The following is a 19,303-nucleotide window of genomic DNA, read 5'->3' as shown; positions in this document are numbered from 1 at the left end:
AGTGACGAAACTATGCTGCTTAAAAAGAATATACCTATCCGTTATATTTTCGGAAAAATAAAATATGAAATCCTGTTTGTCACCGTGTATGGGGTAGCGATCGAGGTTGTCTACCAGAATTTTCACATCACCAACATCTCCATCCCGATGACCGTTCCGACGGTTTTGGGTACTATTATCTCCCTGCTTCTGGCATTCCGTTCCAATCAGGCATACGATCGCTGGTGGGAAGCCAGGATTATCTGGGGTGCTATTGTGAACGATTCGCGCACGCTGGCAAGGCAAATCATCCATTTAATGGAAGAGCCTTACGGATCCGAAAGTATCGACGGGTTCAAGCAGCGGATGATCAAAAGACAGATCGCATGGTGTTATGCGCTGGGTAAAGGTTTGAGAAAGGATGATCCGATGCCGTTGATCCGGAAGTTTGTTACGGACGAGGAGTATGAATTTGTGAAGGATTATGATAACAAGCACGTGGGCCTGCTTCAACTACATGCCCGCGATCTTAAAAATGCATTGAAACAAGGCTGGGTAAACCCGTATCAGCAGATCGAAATCGATGGGACACTAACCAGACTTTGTGATTCAATGGGTAAATGCGAGCGGATCAAAAACACCGTTTTCCCGTCGACTTACAGCTTGTATATCCACCTGGCACTCCATTTCTTCATCTTATTGCTGCCGTTTGGTTTGGTTCAGCTGTTCGGATTTCTAATGGTACCGGTGCTGATCGTGATCACTGCCTGCTTCTTTTTGATCGAGAAAATGGCGATTCACTTGCAGGACCCGTTTGAGAACAAGCCTACTGACACTCCTGTTTTAACTATTTCAAGAAATATCGAACGCGATCTGAGACAGATGATGCGGGACGATCAGGTGCCTTCGGCATACGAACCTGACAAATTCTACATTCTGTAAACCCTCACGATCAGGGGCGCGCGGCCAGCTGCGCGCCCGCTATTTTGGGCTTTTCCCCATTCCCTGGTAAATATCATACAGAATGTTGTAGTTCTGTTCCACCCAATTTCCCTTCCCGCCGCCTTTGTGGCGGGTGAATTTAAGTTGCTGCTCAAACAGCCGGTAAGCTTTCAACGCTTCATCTTTCGAATAAAAACCATCAATCCAGGAAGCTGGTATCTTGTCAACTTTGACGATACCGATTCCTGGATTGTAAATTTTAATGATACCCTCCGAAAACTCCCATGATACATTGTCCTGTTCCCGGCTTTTAGCTGCTTTCAGAATATAGGCATTATGAAGCAGGTAGTTGCGTAATCTCGCGCGAATCTCTGCATCGTTTTCAGACTTGGCCGGCTTGATCCGCCACGTATTGTTTTCAGGATAAAATGGGTCTTCCCGAAAAGGTACAACCGGCTTAGCAAACTCCATTAACAGCATTCCCTCCGTGGGATTGAAGCTGAAATTCATCACGCGGATACCGCCTTCCGCCATTCTGAATTGGACCCCCACTTCCTGCGTCATCCGCTCGGAGGTAAGAAAGACAGACTGCGAGCTGCTGTCGTAGGACCATTTTCCAACGTTGTAATCTGCATTGTCACGTATCTGTGTGAAGTTTCCGTCAGGGAAGAATGAGATAAACAGCTCCTTCTCGCTGAAAGGTGTATTGTCAACCCCTTTGTCGCCTGGAATGATCACAGACGGATCAGTTTTGTTGACACCATACATGCGCCAGGATCCATTCATGTTCGCACTTTTCGGCAGAATAGATTCCCTGATCGCGCGCAGCTCGTCGCGGGCGGTATTCTTTTTACCGGTCCGGTAGATAATGCCGCGATACTGCATCATCATGATGAGTACAAATAGGAATATTAGTTTGATGAGTGTCATGCTGATGATCTTGAAAAAAGCAGGAGTAATTTCAGGATATATCCTACTTAAGAATGGACTTGAAGGCTGTTAAAAACCGATCCAGCTGCTTACTAAAATCCGTATTTTTCTATGAATATCATTAACTCCGCGGCTCTTTTCCTCGTTTTTTTATTTGCGAATTTCAACTATTCTTTAACAAAGCCGGAGGCAATCGAGAAATTGCCTGCAGAATTGGCGCTTCGCGCTGTGCAAAGCGCTGACGGAGAAATGATCCAGATTTTTCGCGGCAATGAAAGTAAACCAGTATTAACCCAAAATGCCAGGTCCGATTTCCGTCCGTACCTGCACCCCATTGTGGCCCCCGACGGAAAAGGTATCCTGACCGAATACAGCCCCGGCCACCACAAACACCAAACCGGTATTTACTGGGGCTACACCCGCGTAAACGGACGTGATTACTTTCACCATCCCGCCGACGGATACTGGAAAAAAGTGTCTGCAAAGATTATTGAAGGAAAAGGGACGGAAGTCAAATGGCAGACAGTCTATAACCTTCTTGACTCCGCAGGCACCGCCGTTTTGACCGAAACACAAAATTGGACAATGCGACAAAAAGACGGCAAATACCTGCTCGATCTGGAATGGAATGGAGAAGCGCAGACCGACGTGACAATCGGCAAATACGATTATGGCGGGCTGTTTGTGCGTATGCCCTGGAAAGAAGGGATCAAAGGAGAGGTAGTGAATGCGGCAAGGCAGAAGAACGAAAAAGCGGAAGGTCAGGCAGCACATTGGGTGGATATCAGCATGCAAGTCGAGGGCAGGAGCGACCTGGCGCACATTGCGATCCTTGATCACAAACAAAATAAAGGTTACCCCACGATCTGGCGGGTAGATAACCAGCTTGGTGCCGGTCCGGCGCGGGCACGGAAAGGAGATTGGTACATTAAAAAAGGGGAAACGGAAACCATCAAGCACGAACTGGTGATTTATACCGGCGAGCTTAATGACGTGGAGCTGAATAAAACTTTTGGTGAATTTGTGGGAGATAACGGCCTGTACAGTGCCACTGCGCTGTGGGCGCTGGCACAAAAGGAGGGCAGAGAGGCCAAGTTTCTCAGTGCGCAGGAGGCAGTCGCCGCAATGACGATCAAAGAGGGATACCAGGTAAATGCCTGGGCATCGGAGCCGATGATGACGCAGCCGATGGCTTTTTGCTGGGACGACAAGGGGAGAATGTGGATTGCAGAAAACAAGGATTACGAATCGCGCGGCAAAGGGTTTTCCAATGCAGGTACCAGCCGCATTTTGATTCTGGAAGATACAGACAAAGATGGAGTGGCAGATTCAAGGAAGGTTTTTGCAGAAGGCATCGCATTTCCTGCTGCATTGGCGGTAGGCTTCGACGGTGTGTTTGTAGGCGCGCCGCCTAATCTGCTTTTCATTCCCGATAAAAACGGCGACGATAAGGCTGATATGGACGATATCGAAGTCCGCCTGACTGGCTGGGGTATCCGCGACCGGCACGAAACATTGAACAGTTTCCATTGGGGTCCCGACGGCTGGTTGTATGGATTGCAGGGCTTCGCAACACCTTCTACGGTGGGCAAGCCGGTTGGAAAAGGGAAGCTTTATAAGCACAAAGATCCATTCCCTGAAAATATTCCGGTGGAGGACGGACAGGAAATCAATGGCGGTGTGTGGCGCTATCATCCTACAAAACAGAAGTTTGAGGTGGTTGCACACGGATTCTCAAATCCCTGGGGGATCGACCATGATGCCAAAGGACAGCTTTTCATTACTGCCTGCGTGATCCCGCATTTGTGGCACGTGGTACCTGGCGGCATTTATCACCGGCAGGGCGGGCAGCATTTCAATCCTTACGTGTACAATGATATCAAAACCATCGCCGATCACAGTCACCGCTCGGCGCACGGAGGAGCTCGCATTTACCAGTCGGATGCATTTCCGGCATCGGAAAAGGGGAAAATATTTATGGCTAACATTCACGAGCACGGCATCTTGTCAGATATATTGATTCCCAAAGGTTCAGGATTCAGTGGTAAGCATGGAGATGATTTTATGATGGCCAACAATGCGCAGTGGGTTGGTTTCAGCATGGAAATTGGTCCGGAAGGTGCGATGTATGTGCTCGACTGGCACGACGCCGATATCTGCGGCTCCGACGTACTCAACTCTGAAACGGGCCGTATTTTCAGGATCACACCGAAGAATTCCCTGGCGGAAAACTTCCCGGGCCGGTACGCGGATCTTACTAAACTGAGCGACCTGGAACTGGCTTCGCTGCAAACCAGCAAAAGCGACTGGCACGCGCGACGGGCAAGAGTGATCCTTCAAAACCGCGCGGTAAAAGGCAGCATTGCCCAGCCAGCATTGGCTAAGCTGAACACGATTTACAATGAGGGTTCCGCCGACGAGCGGCTGCGTGCGATGTGGGCTTTGCAGGTGACCAATGCATTGAACCAAAACCAATTAGCTGATGCGCTTACCGACAAAGATGCACACGTACGCGCCTGGGCGATCCAGTTTCTATGTGAAAACGGGCAGCCTTCGGACCAGGTAAGTGCCAGACTCACAGAAATGTCGGTGAAAGATCCTTCGCCGGTAGTGCGGTTGTACCTGGCTTCTGCATTGCAGCGTGTGAATACGGATTTGAAATGGAAAATAGCTGCGGGCCTCGTGGCGCACAGCGAAGATGCAGGCGATCATAATCTCCCTAAAATGATCTGGTTTGGCATAGAGCGGCTCGTGAAGGAAAATCCCGCCAAAGCACTTGAACTGTCTGCCAAGTCGAAAATCCCGATGGTGACAGCGTACATCGCCAGGCGGACAGTAGACGCTGACCAGGTGGAGACACTTGTAGCCGCAATCGGGAAAGCACCTGTGAACAGAATGGATTTGCTGAAAGGAATGCAGGATGCATTATCTGACCGGACCGACATTAAAACACCGGCTAACTGGACTGCTGTTCTCGCTAAATTAAAACAAGCTGACAAAGCTACTGCGGCGCTTGCATTGGAGCTCAACCGGCAATTTGGAAACACCGAAGCCGCCAAAGCTGACTTAGCTACTTTGAAAAGTAAAACCGCACCCATTGAAGAAAAGCGGAAAGCGCTCCAATCCCTGACTGTCCGCCAGCGTCCCGAACTTGCAGCTGAATTGCCGGCATTACTGAATAACCCTGCATTGCGCCTCGATGCTATCAGGAGTGTGGCTGCATTTGAAAGTGAGCCGCTGGCTAAGTATTTGATCGAAAACTATCCCAGATTCTCTGCGTCGGAAAAGTCGGAAGTGATACAAACGCTTGCTTCCCGGCCCAAGTCTGGCTGGCTGCTGACCCAGGCAATTTCCGATAAAACAATCCCGAAAAAGGATGTTCCGACTTACGTAGCCCGCCAGCTCCGGCGTGTAGTGGGCAGTGGGTTTGTGGAAGTCTGGGGACCGATTGATCACGTTGCATTTGACGAAAAAGCTTATAAAAAGTACAAAGACCTGCTCACCGACAAATCCGTTTCTGCCGCGAGCAAAACGGAGGGCCGGCTGGTGTTTCAGCGTACCTGTGCGCCTTGTCACAAAATGTACGGCGAAGGCGGTGCAATCGGCCCCGAGCTGACAGGCTCCAACCGAGCGAACCTGGATTACCTGCTCGGCAACATTCTCGATCCAAGCGGCGAGATTCAGGACGACTACAAAATGGTCGTGGTGACGATGCGTGACGGCCGCACTTACGTAGGCAATGTCGCCAAAGAAACTGATCGCCAGCTTACCCTGCGTGTTGTGGGGCAAGATGCAGTGGTGGTAAACAAAGCCGATATTCAAACACGCGAAGTAAATGAAGCTTCGATGATGCCGCCGGGACTGCTTGATAACCTCAGCGACAAGGAAGTGACCGAGCTGATCGCATACCTGAAAACAAGCGCACAGGTTCCATTGTCAAAGAAGTAAACAAAGCTGACAAATAGTAGAATATCAAACTACATGGAAAATTGGAAGGCTATTGTCTATTTGCTGGCATTCGGACAGGGTATTGTGCTGAGCCTTTCACTGATCGTGCGAGGTATCACACAGCAGCGGGCAAACCTGTTTTTGGGGTTGATACTGTATATCCTTGCCTTGGAAATACTCAATGCGTGGGGAATGCAGGTGCATTATCATAGCCGCCCCGACAGCTTTCCATTCTGGAATTTGCAGAGCTACCTGGTGCTGCCGGTTTCGCTATGGTTTTTTGTACAATATACTACGGTACCAGATTATAGCGCGCCCAGGTGGCCCTGGTTGCTCTTTGCGCCTTCATTGTTTGAAATTTTGGTACAAACAACGTGGCGGCTATATTGGCGTCACATCGATCAGCGCGTTCCTTCCTTGCTTGACAATCCCGCCTGGTTCTTTGTCACCGAGATCCTGCCGATTCTGGGAATGTTTACAGTTCTCGGTTTTTACGGCTGGAAATTGTTCCGGTTTCGGCAAGAATGGTTTGGACGTGGTGAGCGTCTCAGCGTGTATCAGGTAATTGGAATCTACGGGCTGTTTGCTTTTCTAACAACGTTAACCATGCTCTGGGCTGCCGGAGTGTGGTTTAATCTGCGCGTGTTTTCGATGATAGAGATTTTGCTTACAGCTTGTCTCTTTGCGTTCGGCTATGCAGGTTATGTCAACCCCGACTTCTATAAGTTGCCGATTTTACCAAAACCAAAATCTCCTGAAAAGCCGACTTTTGCTTACTACGATGACGCGCGGGAGTTAAACCGGCTCGAAGCTGCTTTCCGCGGGAATGCACTGTACACACAGTCAAAGCTCACGCTGGAAGAGGTTGCCGGCAAGCTGCATTTGCCGCCGCGGTATATTTCCTATCTGATTAATACGCATCACGGTTCCAATTTTAATCATTACGTGAATGCGTTTCGCGTGGAAGAGGTAATCCGCAAACTCGGGGATCCGCGAGAGCAACATAAGATATTGCTTGCATTAGCTCTGGAAGCGGGTTTCAGTTCAAAATCTACATTCAATCAGGTGTTCCGGCAGCATACCGGTAAGGCACCTTCGGAGTACCTTTTAGTGAATAAATGAGTCCGGAATCATGATCACGGACGTCCGGACTTCTGTTTCAGGGCGAGTTGCGTTGTTTCCTTTGCTTGTTTTGTCCCACTACTCACAAGCAATTTTGTTCATATGTACAGGCAACTTCTACTTCTGCTAACCCTCGGCTGGGCTCCGTTTTCAGCGGCTCAAAACAATCAGATCCAGGTTAAAATCAACAAAAATGTCGAGCTACTCGGATTCGTCTACTTTCTGGGCTATGAAGGCGCACATGCTGCAAGGAGCAGCGACTATTCTGAAAAGCGGCGAATGCGTTATGCTTACGGGCTGGATTTATATCAGCAGTACAGAACCCACGAGAAAAGTCCGCATTTGGCTGTTGCAATCGGCTTTGCACAAGATATCTGGCTGGACTATTTTATCAATCTGCTGGTGCAGCTCGATGATTTCCCCAACGCGCAGCTGAGCGAGGATATTGATTTTAGTTATTATAAACGGTTTTCGCCAACGGGTGACCGCGAGGTCGCCATTGCAAATGCAACCGCATTCATAAATGCATTGAACCAGCTTTACAAAGAGGTGGACTTTGGTTCTTATCTGACCAAAAATCAACGGAAATACGAAAATGCGCTCGCACAGGTCAGGAGCGGGTTACCCGACAGTTTGTTTATTCCCGCTATGGAAGAGTTTTACCAAGGGCATTTCGACAGTTATTCGTTGGTGCCAAGTCTGACGATCCCTGCGGGAATGGGTTTCGGCGTGAAGTTTAGCTCGCCAGGTGAGTCGCACGCATTCAATGTATTTGGCGCATTTGCTGCGCCGCGTTTTCAGGATGAATCAGATTTGGATATGGGCTTTGATGATAAAAAGCATTTGGAGGAGCTGAGTACCCACGAGTTTGCGCATTCATTTGTAAATCCCATCATCGACCAGTTGTCCGGCGAGCTGATCACATCCACTGAAAAGTTGTTTACACCCGTTAAAAGCAGGATGTCAGATCAGGGTTATACTACGTGGAAAGCATGTTTGTATGAGCATTTTGTGCGTGCCGGTGAAGTTGTGATCGCGGGAAATCTGGGCAGGAAAGCGGACGCAGAGCGACTGATGCAGCATTATGTGCAGGATCGCAAGTTCATTTATCTGCCGGTGATTTTACGTGAGCTGGAAGAGTATAATCGAAAGCGGGAGCGATCGTACCGGGATGCGGTGCGGCTTGCGGTGGGAAGGTTGGTGGAAGAGGCGCGGCGGTAGGTTTTTTGCCACGAATGCACGAATTTGCACGAATGTTAATTGACAGGTATTAGTCTGAAATTGGGGTGGAGGAGTTATCTATTTTGCCTGGTTAACAAAGCGCTATTCTACTGCATTTCACATATTGATGAAACAGACTTTTCTTTTTTGCATTCTCCTTTCGCTTATTTTTTCATGTAAATCCAAAAGACAGAACGAAGCTGTCCGTGTGCAGGAGCCTGCTGTTTCCAATAGCTCTGGCAGGGAACTCGCGATCGCGCATTGCAGCCGGTGTCATTTGCTGGTCGGTCCTGAGATGTTACCTAAGTCGAGCTGGCGAAAAGTTTTACCGGCAATGGGACAAAGAATGGGGATTTACGCGGGCGGCAGCAGACCTGACAGTTTATTTGATCCAAAAACGGGCGGTTCACTGGTGAGAAGTGCCGGTATTTTTCCCGAAAATCCCATTCTGGCGAAAGAAGATTGGCGAAAAATTGAAGCTTACTACCTCCAAAATGCGCCCGACAGCGTTCCTGCGCCAATGCGAAAAGATCCAATCAGAATAGGTCTCCGGCATTTCAGGTACCGCAGGCCAGCATTGACACATCGCCCTGCATTGACAACCATGGTGAAGATCCTGCCTGATAAGCAGGGGATTGTATTCAGCGACGCCAAAGGTCGCCGGAAAAAGCTCACTTACCTGAATGCAGATTTGCGGGAACGATATACTGTGGAGTTGGAGTCTGCGCCAGTGCATTATCATCAAACGTCGAAAGAAATATACCTCACAACAGCTGGCCGTAACATTTTCCCGACCGACGCTGCGGAAGGGGCCGTTCAGCGGTGGGTTCAAAGTGGGCCGGAGCAACATGATGCGCCTGCGGACATTCCCATTCCAAATCTGCGCCGACCGGTTCACACAGCATTCGGAGATTTGAATGGGGATAGTCACGTAGACATTGTCGCCTGCGAATTCGGCAACGAAACGGGGCAGCTTGCATGGTATGCGAACAATGGAAGAGGCGGTTACGAAAGGCACGTTTTGAACGAGCACCCGGGCGCGATCACCACGATTATCAGGGATGCCAATGGCGATGGATTGCCGGATATTTTTGTATTAATGGCGCAAGCCGACGAGCGCATTCTCCTCTATGAAAATCAGGGTGGAGGTAGGTTTCAGGAAAAACGCCTGCTCACTTTTTCGCCGCTCAACGGTTCGCAGTACATGGAAGTAGCCGATTTTAACAAAGATGGTTTTGACGATATTCTGTACGTATGCGGAGATAATGCGGATAAAACGCCTATTCTGAAAGATTACCACGGCGTTTACATTTTCCTGAATGACGGGAAATCGAATTTTAAGCAAAGCTACTTTTACCACCTTAACGGTGCTTACAAGGCAATGGCGCGTGATTATGACCTGGACGGAGACCTCGATATTGCCGCGATCTCATTCTTCCCGGACTATGCACGTTACCCGCAGGAAAGTTTTATCTACCTCGAAAATAAGGGAAAGCTCAGATTTAAAGACGCTTCATTCCCGCAATCGCCCGAGGGGCGCTGGTCCGTGATGGACGCAGGCGACCTCGATGGCGATGGCGACATTGATCTTGTTTTGGGTTCGTTTGTTTACTTTCTACCCATGGGTGATAAAACCGGTCTTGGCAAAAAGTGGCTGGAAAGCGGGCCTTCGGTGATTGTTTTGGAAAATACGGTTAGGTAGGAGAGCTACTTTTCGCCGAAAACCTCAGCGCCAAGCTCCTGATGCGAGGATGCATATTGTAAAACAGATTTTACAAAATCATTCAGCGTAACATTGTACTGGGAAGCCAGCAGTGCTATTCTTTTGTGCAGATCAGATGAAACGCGTACATTAAAAACACCTTTGTAAGACTTCTCAGGCTGCTTCCCCAGCACCCTGCAAGTCTCAATGTAATCGTCGACTGCTTCCTGCATGCCTTGCTTCAAGGCTTCAACCGAGGTACCCTCAAAGGTCACCAGGTCGTTTACACCGATTAACTTTCCAAAAAACACTTCATCGGCCGGGCTGTAATGGATATTTGCTGTGTATCCATTGTAGAACAGTGCGTTAATCATTTTTGACTTTTCCATTTTCTTTGAGAATCCCAATTACTTGTTCTATCACGTAAACTTTAACTATTTGCCCTGGATGAGGTTTGTGAAGACTAATAATATGCTTCGATGAATCAGCAAATTTTCGTCTCGATCCGCCAGTTGCTCCTGTAGGCAATTCACGATATCCGTAGAACGCTAATACTGACACAAGTGTGTATAGAAAGGAGCGTGTAACTAAATATTAGTTACAAATATATTTTTAAATATGAGATTTACAAATCTTGGTTGAATGCAGCCGCGCATTCAACCAAGATCTTGAAGAAAATGGTAACTCACTTCAATCCCCGCATTACTCCTTTACAAACACCCGACTCTCGCTGCCTTGCCGGAATATTACCTTTTTGTCGGTGGGGGAGAATTCGAATAGGATAGCTGCGGAGGGGTAGGCGAAGGCATGCTTGCCAGTTGGCCGTAGTTCGGCTGGTTGCTGGCCGGTGGCTTGGACGGTAATTGCGTTATCTTTTTTCGCGAACGAAAGCTTGAACTGTACTTCGGGATTGCTGTAAGTTCCGATGTAAGGTTCAAGATCCATGTTGGCGATCTCTTTCGCCAGGCTGACAATGCCTGTAATATGGTCGGTTTCAGAGATTGCTTCGCTGTATTCAAGCCGCGCCATAATGCCCCAGCCGTAGAAATCGTTTGCAACGCCGATCAGCAGGTCGTTTTCACCCTTGTCGAGATTCAGTTTAACAGTCGCATTCTGAACTGAGATCCGCCCGTCGGGATAACGTTTCATATTTTGTTGGAAAAGGTTTTTATCAGCGAAAATGATCTGATTATTTAGAAAAACCCATACTTCATCGCTGAAACCTAATTGCAGACCAACCTTCACAGCTTCTTTGGCACTGATTTTTGTTTTCAGCCAGATCGCCTTACGCGTTGTGTTGCCGCCGTGCTTGCGGGTAAGGTTTACCAGACCAGCACGTTCAGCTGCAATGCTATCTGTAAACAACTCGGGTTTCGCCTGATTTTGAAAAGCCAGTTCACTGCCGACCGGAAGATCAAAAGCCGCAGTGGAAGCCCATTTTCGCAGATAGAGCCCGTCGTGATCGGTTAAATCGGGAAGCGCCAGCGGACTCAAACCTTCCGTTTCGTTGGGCTTTACCTGAACATTGGCGATATGCGAAGCGCCTTCAAATGCGATACTGCCTTCCATTTCACTGCCTTGCAACTCCGGGATATCCAGCGCCGGCCGAGGTGCATTGTTCAGGAAGACTTGCAGCCTTTTGCCCGACACGATCAGCTTCACGTGATTCCATTCACCCGCTTTTGCCATCGCAGGCGCTTGATAGTCGGGATACATATCCCACATATTGATTCCATCAAAATAAGGCGAGTACTGAATGCCCTGGTTTGCCACCTTGTTGCCGACCCTGGACATGCGGAGGTAGACAATCTCCTGTTCTTTGGCATCTTTCCGGTGAAAATAAACCGACTCTGCAAATTCCGCCGGTGAGGGATCAATGTCAAACTCAATTGTGCCGTCTCTGAATACCAAATCTTTCAATACCACCTGACCCGAATTTGGCGCGAGCTTCATCGCCTTTTTTCCATTGTGATCTTCAAAACTTACTTTGTCAGCCTGGAACTGCCACTTTTCAGGTGTGAGCGGGATAGTGTAATCAACCTTTTTAGATGTGGAGGGATTGCTTTTCTTTTGACCAAAACTCTGCATTGCGCAGAGAATGAACAGAACGTGAACGAGATTTTTCATAGCATTTTTGCTTGTTTGTTTTTGGGCAAAAATGGCCTGGAAACCTGCTAAATCCCGTTCAAATGCGCGTCAAGTTGGTTCAAGTTGTGTGCAGGGGTTGGTTTCGATGCTTACTCAGCCTTCATCGCGTGGGTAGGGTTCATCAAAGCTGCTTTGACAGCCTGATAGCTTACGGTAAGCAAGGCTGTGAAGAGGGAGAGCGCGCCTGCGAAGGCAAATGTCCACCAACTGAGCTCAACCTGGAATGCAAATCCTTTCAGCCATTGATCCATCAGATACCAGGAAACAGGCGTCGCAATTACAATTGCGATCAGGACCAATTTGACAAAATCGGTCGTAAGCAATGTGGTAATGTGCATGACCGTCGCGCCCAGAACTTTCCGGATGCCCACTTCTTTGGTGCGCTGCTCTGTAACAAAAGAAGCGAGGCCGAGTAAGCCGAGACAGGAAACGAGGATCGCAATGCCCGCAAAGAAGTTGAAAAGTTGTCCGGTTTGCTGCTCCGACTTATAAAGCTGCTCGTAAGTCGAATCCAGAAATGTATATTCAAAAGGAACCTCGGGCTGGTATCGCTTCCACAGCTTTTCAGCGGCCGCCAATGCAGCCGGCGCAAGTTTTCCGGTCGTGTGTACATTCACAATATGGTGAGATGGCGGGTCGCTGTACAGCACCAGCGGCCACATCGGTTCACGCACAGACATCATGCTAAAATCTTTTACAACGCCGATGATAATACCCTCACCACCATCGCCCTCGAAACGCTTACCTACCGGATCTTGTATGCCCGTTTGCCTTACTGCCGTTTCGTTCAATATGTAATGCGCCGAATCAGACTTTGTTCCGCGAAAGTTGTTGCCCGCTATCAGCTTAATATCAAAATCTGGAATGAAATCTTTGTCTATACCTATCTGGGCGAAGACCAGTGTCCGGTCTTTGGGCTTGCCGTCCCAGTCGCAGGATGCGGTACCTGTCTGCACATTAACAGGGGTGTCGGTTGAAGTACTTACGCCCAAAACGCTCGCTTCGCCCGCCAATGCCTGCTTGAACTGCTGGGCAAATACTTTTCCTTCGAAAGTAAAAACGTGTTCACGATTAAAACCGGCGTCGCGCTGGCGGATAAACCGAAGCTGGTTTCCAATGACAAATGTCCCCACGACGAGTACAGTTGCCAATGTAAACTGCACAACAACAAGCGACTTTCGCAAGCCTGCCGCTCCGGTTAGCCTGGCGCCGCCACGAAGCGCAGTAATGGGATTGAATCCGGAAGTAAGCATGGCGGGGTAGATACCGGCTGCTAAAAAGCAAAAGAGCAAAATGCCTGCAAGCAACTGCCAGGCAGCAGGATCAGCAAGTGAGAAGCGTCCCGATTTGCCGGTTATATTTGAATAAAAGGGTAGTAGCACCTGCACCAATGCTACGGCGAGGACAAGTGAAATGCTCAAAGTCAGCAGCGACTCGATGAGTAATTGTCCTGCAAGCTGCCTTGAACCGGCACCTACTACTTTTCTCACCCCAATTTCCTTGTGCCGCCTTGTCGCCCGGGCGGTGGTCAGGTTGACGTAGTTAATGCAGCCGATACTGAGCAGGAGCACTGCCACAATGCCCAAAATCTTCTCTTGCTGTTCAGGCGAATCGCCGCCTTCTACGGGATGAAGGTGGGTATCGGCCATTAATTGAAGCCGGTAATCAGATTGAGCCTTGCCGTCAACCGAAGCTGCGTGTGCGGCTGTCAGCTTTTGGTTAACGACTGTGATCTTTGTATGCGGTTTTATCCTGACATAAGTTTCTACTCCGAAATCGTCCCAGCTTTCATCCATCAGCTTCTGGCCGCCCCTGTCCGGGTCAATGGCTTTGCGGACGTTCATGTTGACGTAAATGTCGTTTCTGAGTGATGAATTGTCGGGTGCATTGGCCAGCACTGCGCTGATTACAAAAGTTGTTTTGGTGTCAATGTTTTCAATAGCTTTTCCGAGGACGTCAATAGTTCCGAAGTATTTTCTCGCCAGTTTTTCGGAAATAACAATCGCATTATGCGCAGTAAAAGGCTTTTCAGCATTTCCGGCAATTACCTTAAATCCTTTAAAAATGCTCAGGAAATTGGTGTCGGCGAAAGCAATGCCTGTCTTTTCTTTGAACGTGTTTGCACCTGCCCGGAAAATGGCGCCGGGAAAAGGGGCTGTGCGGGTGACTTCCTCGATATCGGGGATGGTTGCAGCTGCAATTGCGATCGGCGAAGGTGTGGAAGTGAATGTATTTTCATCGGGTCCACTTCCGAAATGCGAGTTGATGAGGTACGTGCGCTCTGCATCCGGATGGAACCTGTCAAAAGTCAGCTCGTCTTTAACCCACCAGAAAAGGAGCAGGCTAACAGCAAGTACAACGGCTAATCCGCCGATATTAAGTGCCGAATACCAGCCGCCGCTGCGCAGGCTGCGCAATGCAATTTTGAAGTAGTTCAGGATCATATTGTAAAAGGCCAGGTGTTTACTGCTATTACGGGAAGCAGACAAGATGTGTGGCACTTAGCCCGCCCGATCTCAATCACTCGCCAGGCTCTTTACCGGGTTCATCTTTGCGGCCTGCATTACTTTGAAGCCGATTGTCAGCACGATCACAGGGACAATAAACAGGCTACCGGCTGCGACAAGCCACCAGTGGAGATCAATGCGGTAGGCAAAGTGACTCAGCCAGGTGTTCATGAGCGACCATGCTGCCGGAACTGCAAGGAGACAGGAAATGCCGGTTAATACCAGGAGCTCCTTTCCGAAAAGGGCTAAAATGCTGTCTACACTGGCACCAAGCACTTTCCTGACGCCGATTTCTTTGGTTTTTTCAGTGACCATGAAAGAGATCATTCCATATAAACCCAGACAGCAAATCACAATCGCGACCCAGGCGAAAAGCCGGATCAGGTTGGTTAACTGTTCTTCTTTGGCGTAAAATGAGGCAATTTTCTCTTCAGTAAATTCCCAGCCGAAAACCTCGCCGGGGTAATGTGCCTGCCAGGCTTTCCGGATATGGGAAATAGAGTTTGTGAGAGAAGATAGGTCGAGCCGGATGGCGACTTCACGGTACTGTTCCGGCTGGGCATAAATGGCGCAGGGTTCGGTTGCGTCGTGTAAAGAGCTCAGGTGGAAACTTTTGACCACACCCACAATGCGCCCCTTGTAGCCAGAGGTACCATCTTCCATTGATCTGCCTATCATTTGATCCGGGTCGCGGACACCAAGTTTTTTCATCAACTCTTCATTGACCACAAACTCCCGCACGGAATTACGATCGGAAAAGCTGCGGCCGGCGAGCAGCGGCATTTGGTAGGTTTTGAGGTAATCAGCGTCTCCAAATCTTACCTTGATAACGAATTTTTCCCATTCAGTCCGGTTATCGAAGCGGACAGAGCCGCCGAATCCCATATCCAATGTGGGCGCATCATACTGGTAGGTTACCGATTTCACTTCCGGATATTGGAGCAGTGCATTGCGGAAAGCCTGTCTGTTATTGCTTTCTCCATTTTGCTTGGGCAACGTTATCCTGATCACGCCTTTTTGGTCAAAACCAAGGTCCGCATTCCTGAAAAAATCAAGTTGCAGCATCATGACCAGCGTGCCGATGATCATTACCTGCGCGATCATCAGCTGTACCACCACCAGTGAGCGCCGCAATCCGATGCCACCAACCTGGCGGGAAATGAGTTTGCTTTTCAGCGCAGCGACCGGATTGAAGCCCGAGAGGATCACCGCCGGGTAGAAGCCTGCGAGCAATACGATCAGCAGTACTGTGGCCAAGGCGAAAAGCAGTACCTCCATTTGCAGGAGGTTCCCGGGTTGAAAAGCCTGCGTGTGCGTCCAGTTGTTGAGCGGGGTAAAAAGCGCAATGGAAAACAACGTGGAAACGAATGCGGCCACCAGGGTAATCAGCAGTGTTTCCATGTTGAACTGCCAGAAAAGTTGCTGCCTGCTGCTGCCCAATGCTTTGCGTACCCCGATTTCTTTGGAACGTTTTACAGCCTGCGCCGTGGCCATATTGATGAAGTTGATGCTTGCTACCAGTACCAGAAAGAAGCCGACACCGGCTAAGATCCATAGAATGGACCTGCGTATCTTGCCATCATAGTTTTCATTGAAGTGAATGTTGGCAAGTGGCTGTAAATGGTGCCGGTAGTAGGGTGCATTTTCGGCATAATATTTCTTCCCGTTTTTCAAGATAAGCTGCTCAATGTGTGCAGGCTGTGTGTCAGGTGCGAGTTTTGCGAACGTGAAATTCCGGCTGCTGATCCAGCCGAAATCGGTGGTCCAGTTGGTGGGTTCAATGGTTTTGATGGTGGGCAGGGAAATGTAAGCGTCAAAGAAAAAGTCGCTGGGGTGCTGCTGATCCCCGATCACGCCGGTAATTTTCAGGTCGTGCGCATTGTCGAGCCGCAGGATCTTTCCTGTTACATCTTCCGTTCCAAAGTATTTCTGTGCAAGCTTCTGGCTTACAATCACCGTAAAAGGCTCCTGCATGGTAGCTGCTGCATTGCCGGACTTCCAATCCAATGCAAACAGCTGCATGAAACCGTAGTCTGCGTAAGCGACATTCTCTTTTTCCATAAAACGCCTGGGGCCACTTGCAGCATCGGCTGCGAAGGATACCATGGGCATTCGGCGGATAAATCCTGTTTTTTCGATTCCCGCATAGTCTTTCCCCAAAGCAGCAGACATGGGGTACGCCGAACCTGGCTCCCGCACAATCCCTTCGTCCAAATGCAGATCGAGTACGACCCGATAGAGCCTGCCGGCATTGGGCTGGTGTTTGTCGGTAGAGAGATGGTAACTTAGAAAAAGGAAGATCAGCGTTGCGCCGGCGATGCCCAGGGCCAGGCCGAGGATGTTGAGCAGGGTATAGGTAGCGTTTACCCGCAGGTTGCGGATTGCGACGGTGAGGTAGTTTTGCAGCATAAAATCGCACGTGAGTTAGCTGCATAAAGGTAAAAATTAGACCGGGCAGCTCAGCAACTAACTGCTGCTATATGAAGTATTTAACATCATTTAACAGAGTTACCACGTGAGCAGATTAAGCAATCAAGGGTTCCCCTCCACTTCTTCGTCGTCAACGCCTTCAAAATAATTCACCACGGTCATCAATGGCAGTGTGGCCGTGTCGGCTGCATTGGACATCTGGATCACAGCGCGCTCATTATTTTTTTCATCAAAGCCGGAAAAGTAACCTTCGATTACCTCGCCCGGCCGGACTTTGTAGCTGATTGCTTTGTCGATGTATTTGGAGGCTCGCTTCTGGAGTCCGGTGAGTTCAGGCTGGGCCATGGGAATGTAGATTTGATAGTTCTGCTGGTGCTAATGCAAATATCTTTCCAAAAACTTGAAGCGTCCTCATTGCTGCCCTTCTTTCGGCTACAACAACCGTAGATTCGGCTACGTGTGCTTTTTCGGTGTTGCGCAATTTTGCATAAACCAAAAAAGACAGCATAATGAAAATAGTTTTAACAGGCTCGCTCGGGCACATCAGCAAGCCACTTGCCCAAAAGTTAATTGAAAATGGTCACAACGTCACCGTGATCAGCAGCAACCCGGAACGCCGGCAGGACATTGAAGACCTAGGTGCAACAGCCGCAATCGGCAATTTTGAAAATGTGGATTTTCTTACGAAAACCTTCACCGGCGCCGATGCAGTTTACACGATGGTAGCAGCGCACAGCTACTTTAGTAAAGACCTGGATGTTATTGGTTTTTACAAACAAATGGGGCAGCATTACGCCGAAGCTATCCAAAATTCGGGCGTGAAGCGGGTAGTCAATCTGAGTACTATCGGTGCGCATTTGGCCGAGGGAAATGGCATTCTGGCCGGGGCGTACCACGTCGAGCAAACGCTGAATACATTACCCGCCAATATTTCGATCACGCATATGCGGCCTGTTTCTTTCTACTACAATCTGTACGGTTACTTGCCGATGATCAAAGCCACAGGCGGGATTTATGTAAACTATGGCGGCGACCGCATGATTCCGTGGGTATCTCCGTTTGACATTGCCGATGCTGTGGCAGAACAGCTGCAATCCGGGTTTACGGGCAGAAACGTCCGCTACGTAGCAAGCGAGGAACTTACGGGCGATGAAAGTGCGCGCATTCTGGGTGAAGCGATCGGCAAGCCGGAGATGAAATGGGTGGTGATTTCTTCGGAGGAATCGCTTAATAGCCTGCTTTCGGTGGGCATGAACCCGGCAGTGGCGGCAGGGTTAACAGAAATGTACGGTGCATTGTACAGCGGTTTGTTGAGTGAAGATTATGTCAAAAACCGCCCGGCTGTCATGGGAAAGGTAAAGCTTGCCGACTTTGCGCAGGAGTTTGCAGCTGCATTCAGGGAGAATTGAGTAACTTGTAACATGTCCACTATACAGCCAATCCGTTTTAAGACCATCAGCGAATTTCACAGATTCCGAGGTTTGCCCGCACCCGAGCACCCGCTCGTGAGCGTGATAGATATGTCGCTGGTGCGGCATGTTGCAGGTAACGAACCCGCCATCGTGAAGGATTTTTACTCCGTTGCATTGAAACGTAATTTCAATGTGAAGATGAAATACGGACAGCAGGATGTGGATTTTGACAATGGTGTGATGTTCTTCATGGCACCCGGACAGGTGCTCAGGTTTGGTACGGAGATTGACATTGAAGTACAGCAATCGGGGTGGATGTTGATGCTCCATCCCGATCTGCTCTGGAACACGCCGCTTGCGAAAGGTATCAAGCAGTACGAATATTTTGATTACAGTGTAAAAGAGGCGCTTTTTGTCTCGGAGAAAGAAGAAGCGACGCTGAACACAATCGTCGAAAATATTCAGCAGGAATACCGCGCGAATCTGGATAAGTTCAGTCAGGATCTGATCATTGCGCAGATTGAATTGCTCCTGAAATATGCCGAACGCTTTTACCACCGCCAGTTTCTCACCCGTAAAAACATCAACCATAAAATCCTGGATCGGCTGGAGGAGATCATCAATGCCTATTTCAGCAGTCCGGACTTAATGCAAAAAGGCTTGCCTACTGTGCAGTACGTTGCCGCGAGCTTGAATATTTCGCCCAATTACCTGAGCAATATGCTCAAAACACTCACCGGGCAAACTACCCAGCAGCATATCCACAACAGGCTGATCGAAAAAGCAAAGGAGCGGTTGTCTGTCACGGATCTGTCTGTTAGTGAGATCGCTTACGAGCTCGGCTTCGAGCACCCGCAGTCTTTCAGCAAACTATTCAAAACAAAAACAAACTACTCTCCCCTCGAATTCCGAGCCTCTTTTTTGTCCCCGGGCTGAAGCCCGGGGCAAGGGATTTTTTGTTG

13 protein-coding genes are annotated in these 19,303 nt (G+C 49.1%); 7 read left to right on the top strand and 6 right to left on the bottom strand.

Annotated features, from left to right (window positions below; genetic code table 11):
• Window positions 1–12: 12 nt before the first annotated feature.
• Entirely contained in the window at window positions 13–921 is a 909-nt protein-coding gene (locus Q369_RS0107765; protein ID WP_031527237.1) for a bestrophin family protein, read from the top strand.
• Between the two features lie 39 nt (window positions 922–960).
• Here Q369_RS0107765 and Q369_RS0107760 read toward each other — a convergent pair whose 3' ends face one another.
• On the bottom strand, window positions 961–1,851 hold the full coding sequence (locus Q369_RS0107760; RefSeq protein WP_031527236.1) for a hypothetical protein: 891 nt from the start codon (window positions 1,849–1,851) through the stop codon (window positions 961–963).
• A 111-nt stretch (window positions 1,852–1,962) separates the two neighbouring features.
• Here Q369_RS0107760 and Q369_RS0107755 point away from each other — a divergent pair, with 111 nt between their 5' ends.
• The 4 genes from Q369_RS0107755 (at window position 1,963) to Q369_RS0107740 (ending at window position 9,844) form a co-directional block, all read left to right on the top strand.
• Window positions 1,963–5,799: a PVC-type heme-binding CxxCH protein gene (locus Q369_RS0107755; RefSeq protein WP_031527235.1), complete on the top strand. Its 3,837-nt coding sequence runs from the start codon at window positions 1,963–1,965 to the stop codon at window positions 5,797–5,799.
• A gap of 33 nt (window positions 5,800–5,832) precedes the next feature.
• Window positions 5,833–6,921 (top strand): helix-turn-helix domain-containing protein, encoded by a 1,089-nt coding sequence (locus tag Q369_RS0107750; RefSeq protein ID WP_084165672.1) that lies wholly within the window; start codon window positions 5,833–5,835, stop codon window positions 6,919–6,921.
• A 102-nt stretch (window positions 6,922–7,023) separates the two neighbouring features.
• Window positions 7,024–8,142 carry a DUF4932 domain-containing protein gene (locus Q369_RS0107745; RefSeq protein ID WP_031527233.1) on the top strand — a complete coding sequence of 373 codons (1,119 nt, stop codon included), beginning with the start codon at window positions 7,024–7,026 and terminating at the stop codon, window positions 8,140–8,142.
• A gap of 127 nt (window positions 8,143–8,269) precedes the next feature.
• On the top strand, window positions 8,270–9,844 hold the full coding sequence (locus tag Q369_RS0107740; RefSeq protein WP_031527232.1) for an FG-GAP repeat domain-containing protein: 1,575 nt from the start codon (window positions 8,270–8,272) through the stop codon (window positions 9,842–9,844).
• A gap of 5 nt (window positions 9,845–9,849) precedes the next feature.
• Here the strand turns inward: Q369_RS0107740 and Q369_RS0107735 are convergent, their stop codons facing one another.
• The 5 genes from Q369_RS0107735 to Q369_RS0107715 form a co-directional block, all read right to left on the bottom strand.
• Complete coding sequence (locus Q369_RS0107735) at window positions 9,850–10,218, bottom strand: type II toxin-antitoxin system HicB family antitoxin (RefSeq protein WP_031527231.1); 369 nt, start codon at window positions 10,216–10,218, stop codon at window positions 9,850–9,852.
• A 328-nt stretch (window positions 10,219–10,546) separates the two neighbouring features.
• Window positions 10,547–11,971, bottom strand: coding sequence for a 3-keto-alpha-glucoside-1,2-lyase-like domain-containing protein (locus tag Q369_RS28280; RefSeq protein ID WP_051663961.1), 1,425 nt, complete (start codon window positions 11,969–11,971; stop codon window positions 10,547–10,549).
• A 110-nt stretch (window positions 11,972–12,081) separates the two neighbouring features.
• Window positions 12,082–14,436: an FtsX-like permease family protein gene (locus tag Q369_RS0107725; protein WP_031527229.1), complete on the bottom strand. Its 2,355-nt coding sequence runs from the start codon at window positions 14,434–14,436 to the stop codon at window positions 12,082–12,084.
• 72 nt (window positions 14,437–14,508) lie between these two features.
• Window positions 14,509–16,908 (bottom strand): FtsX-like permease family protein, encoded by a 2,400-nt coding sequence (locus Q369_RS0107720; RefSeq protein ID WP_031527228.1) that lies wholly within the window; start codon window positions 16,906–16,908, stop codon window positions 14,509–14,511.
• 123 nt (window positions 16,909–17,031) lie between these two features.
• Window positions 17,032–17,274: a hypothetical protein gene (locus Q369_RS0107715; RefSeq protein WP_031527227.1), complete on the bottom strand. Its 243-nt coding sequence runs from the start codon at window positions 17,272–17,274 to the stop codon at window positions 17,032–17,034.
• A gap of 164 nt (window positions 17,275–17,438) precedes the next feature.
• Between Q369_RS0107715 and Q369_RS0107710 the strand changes: the two genes are divergently transcribed.
• A complete protein-coding gene (locus Q369_RS0107710) occupies window positions 17,439–18,338 on the top strand; it encodes an NAD(P)H-binding protein (protein ID WP_031527226.1) in 900 nt (299 codons plus the stop codon).
• Between the two features lie 12 nt (window positions 18,339–18,350).
• Window positions 18,351–19,277 (top strand): helix-turn-helix domain-containing protein, encoded by a 927-nt coding sequence (locus Q369_RS0107705; RefSeq protein WP_031527225.1) that lies wholly within the window; start codon window positions 18,351–18,353, stop codon window positions 19,275–19,277.
• Window positions 19,278–19,303: the final 26 nt, after the last annotated feature.

This window comes from Dyadobacter crusticola DSM 16708 (assembly GCF_000701505.1).
Taxonomy (GTDB): Bacteria; Bacteroidota; Bacteroidia; order Cytophagales; family Spirosomataceae; genus Dyadobacter; species Dyadobacter crusticola.
The sequence above is the reverse complement of the archived record's forward strand: the minus strand, read 5'-3'. Positions and strand labels throughout refer to the sequence as shown.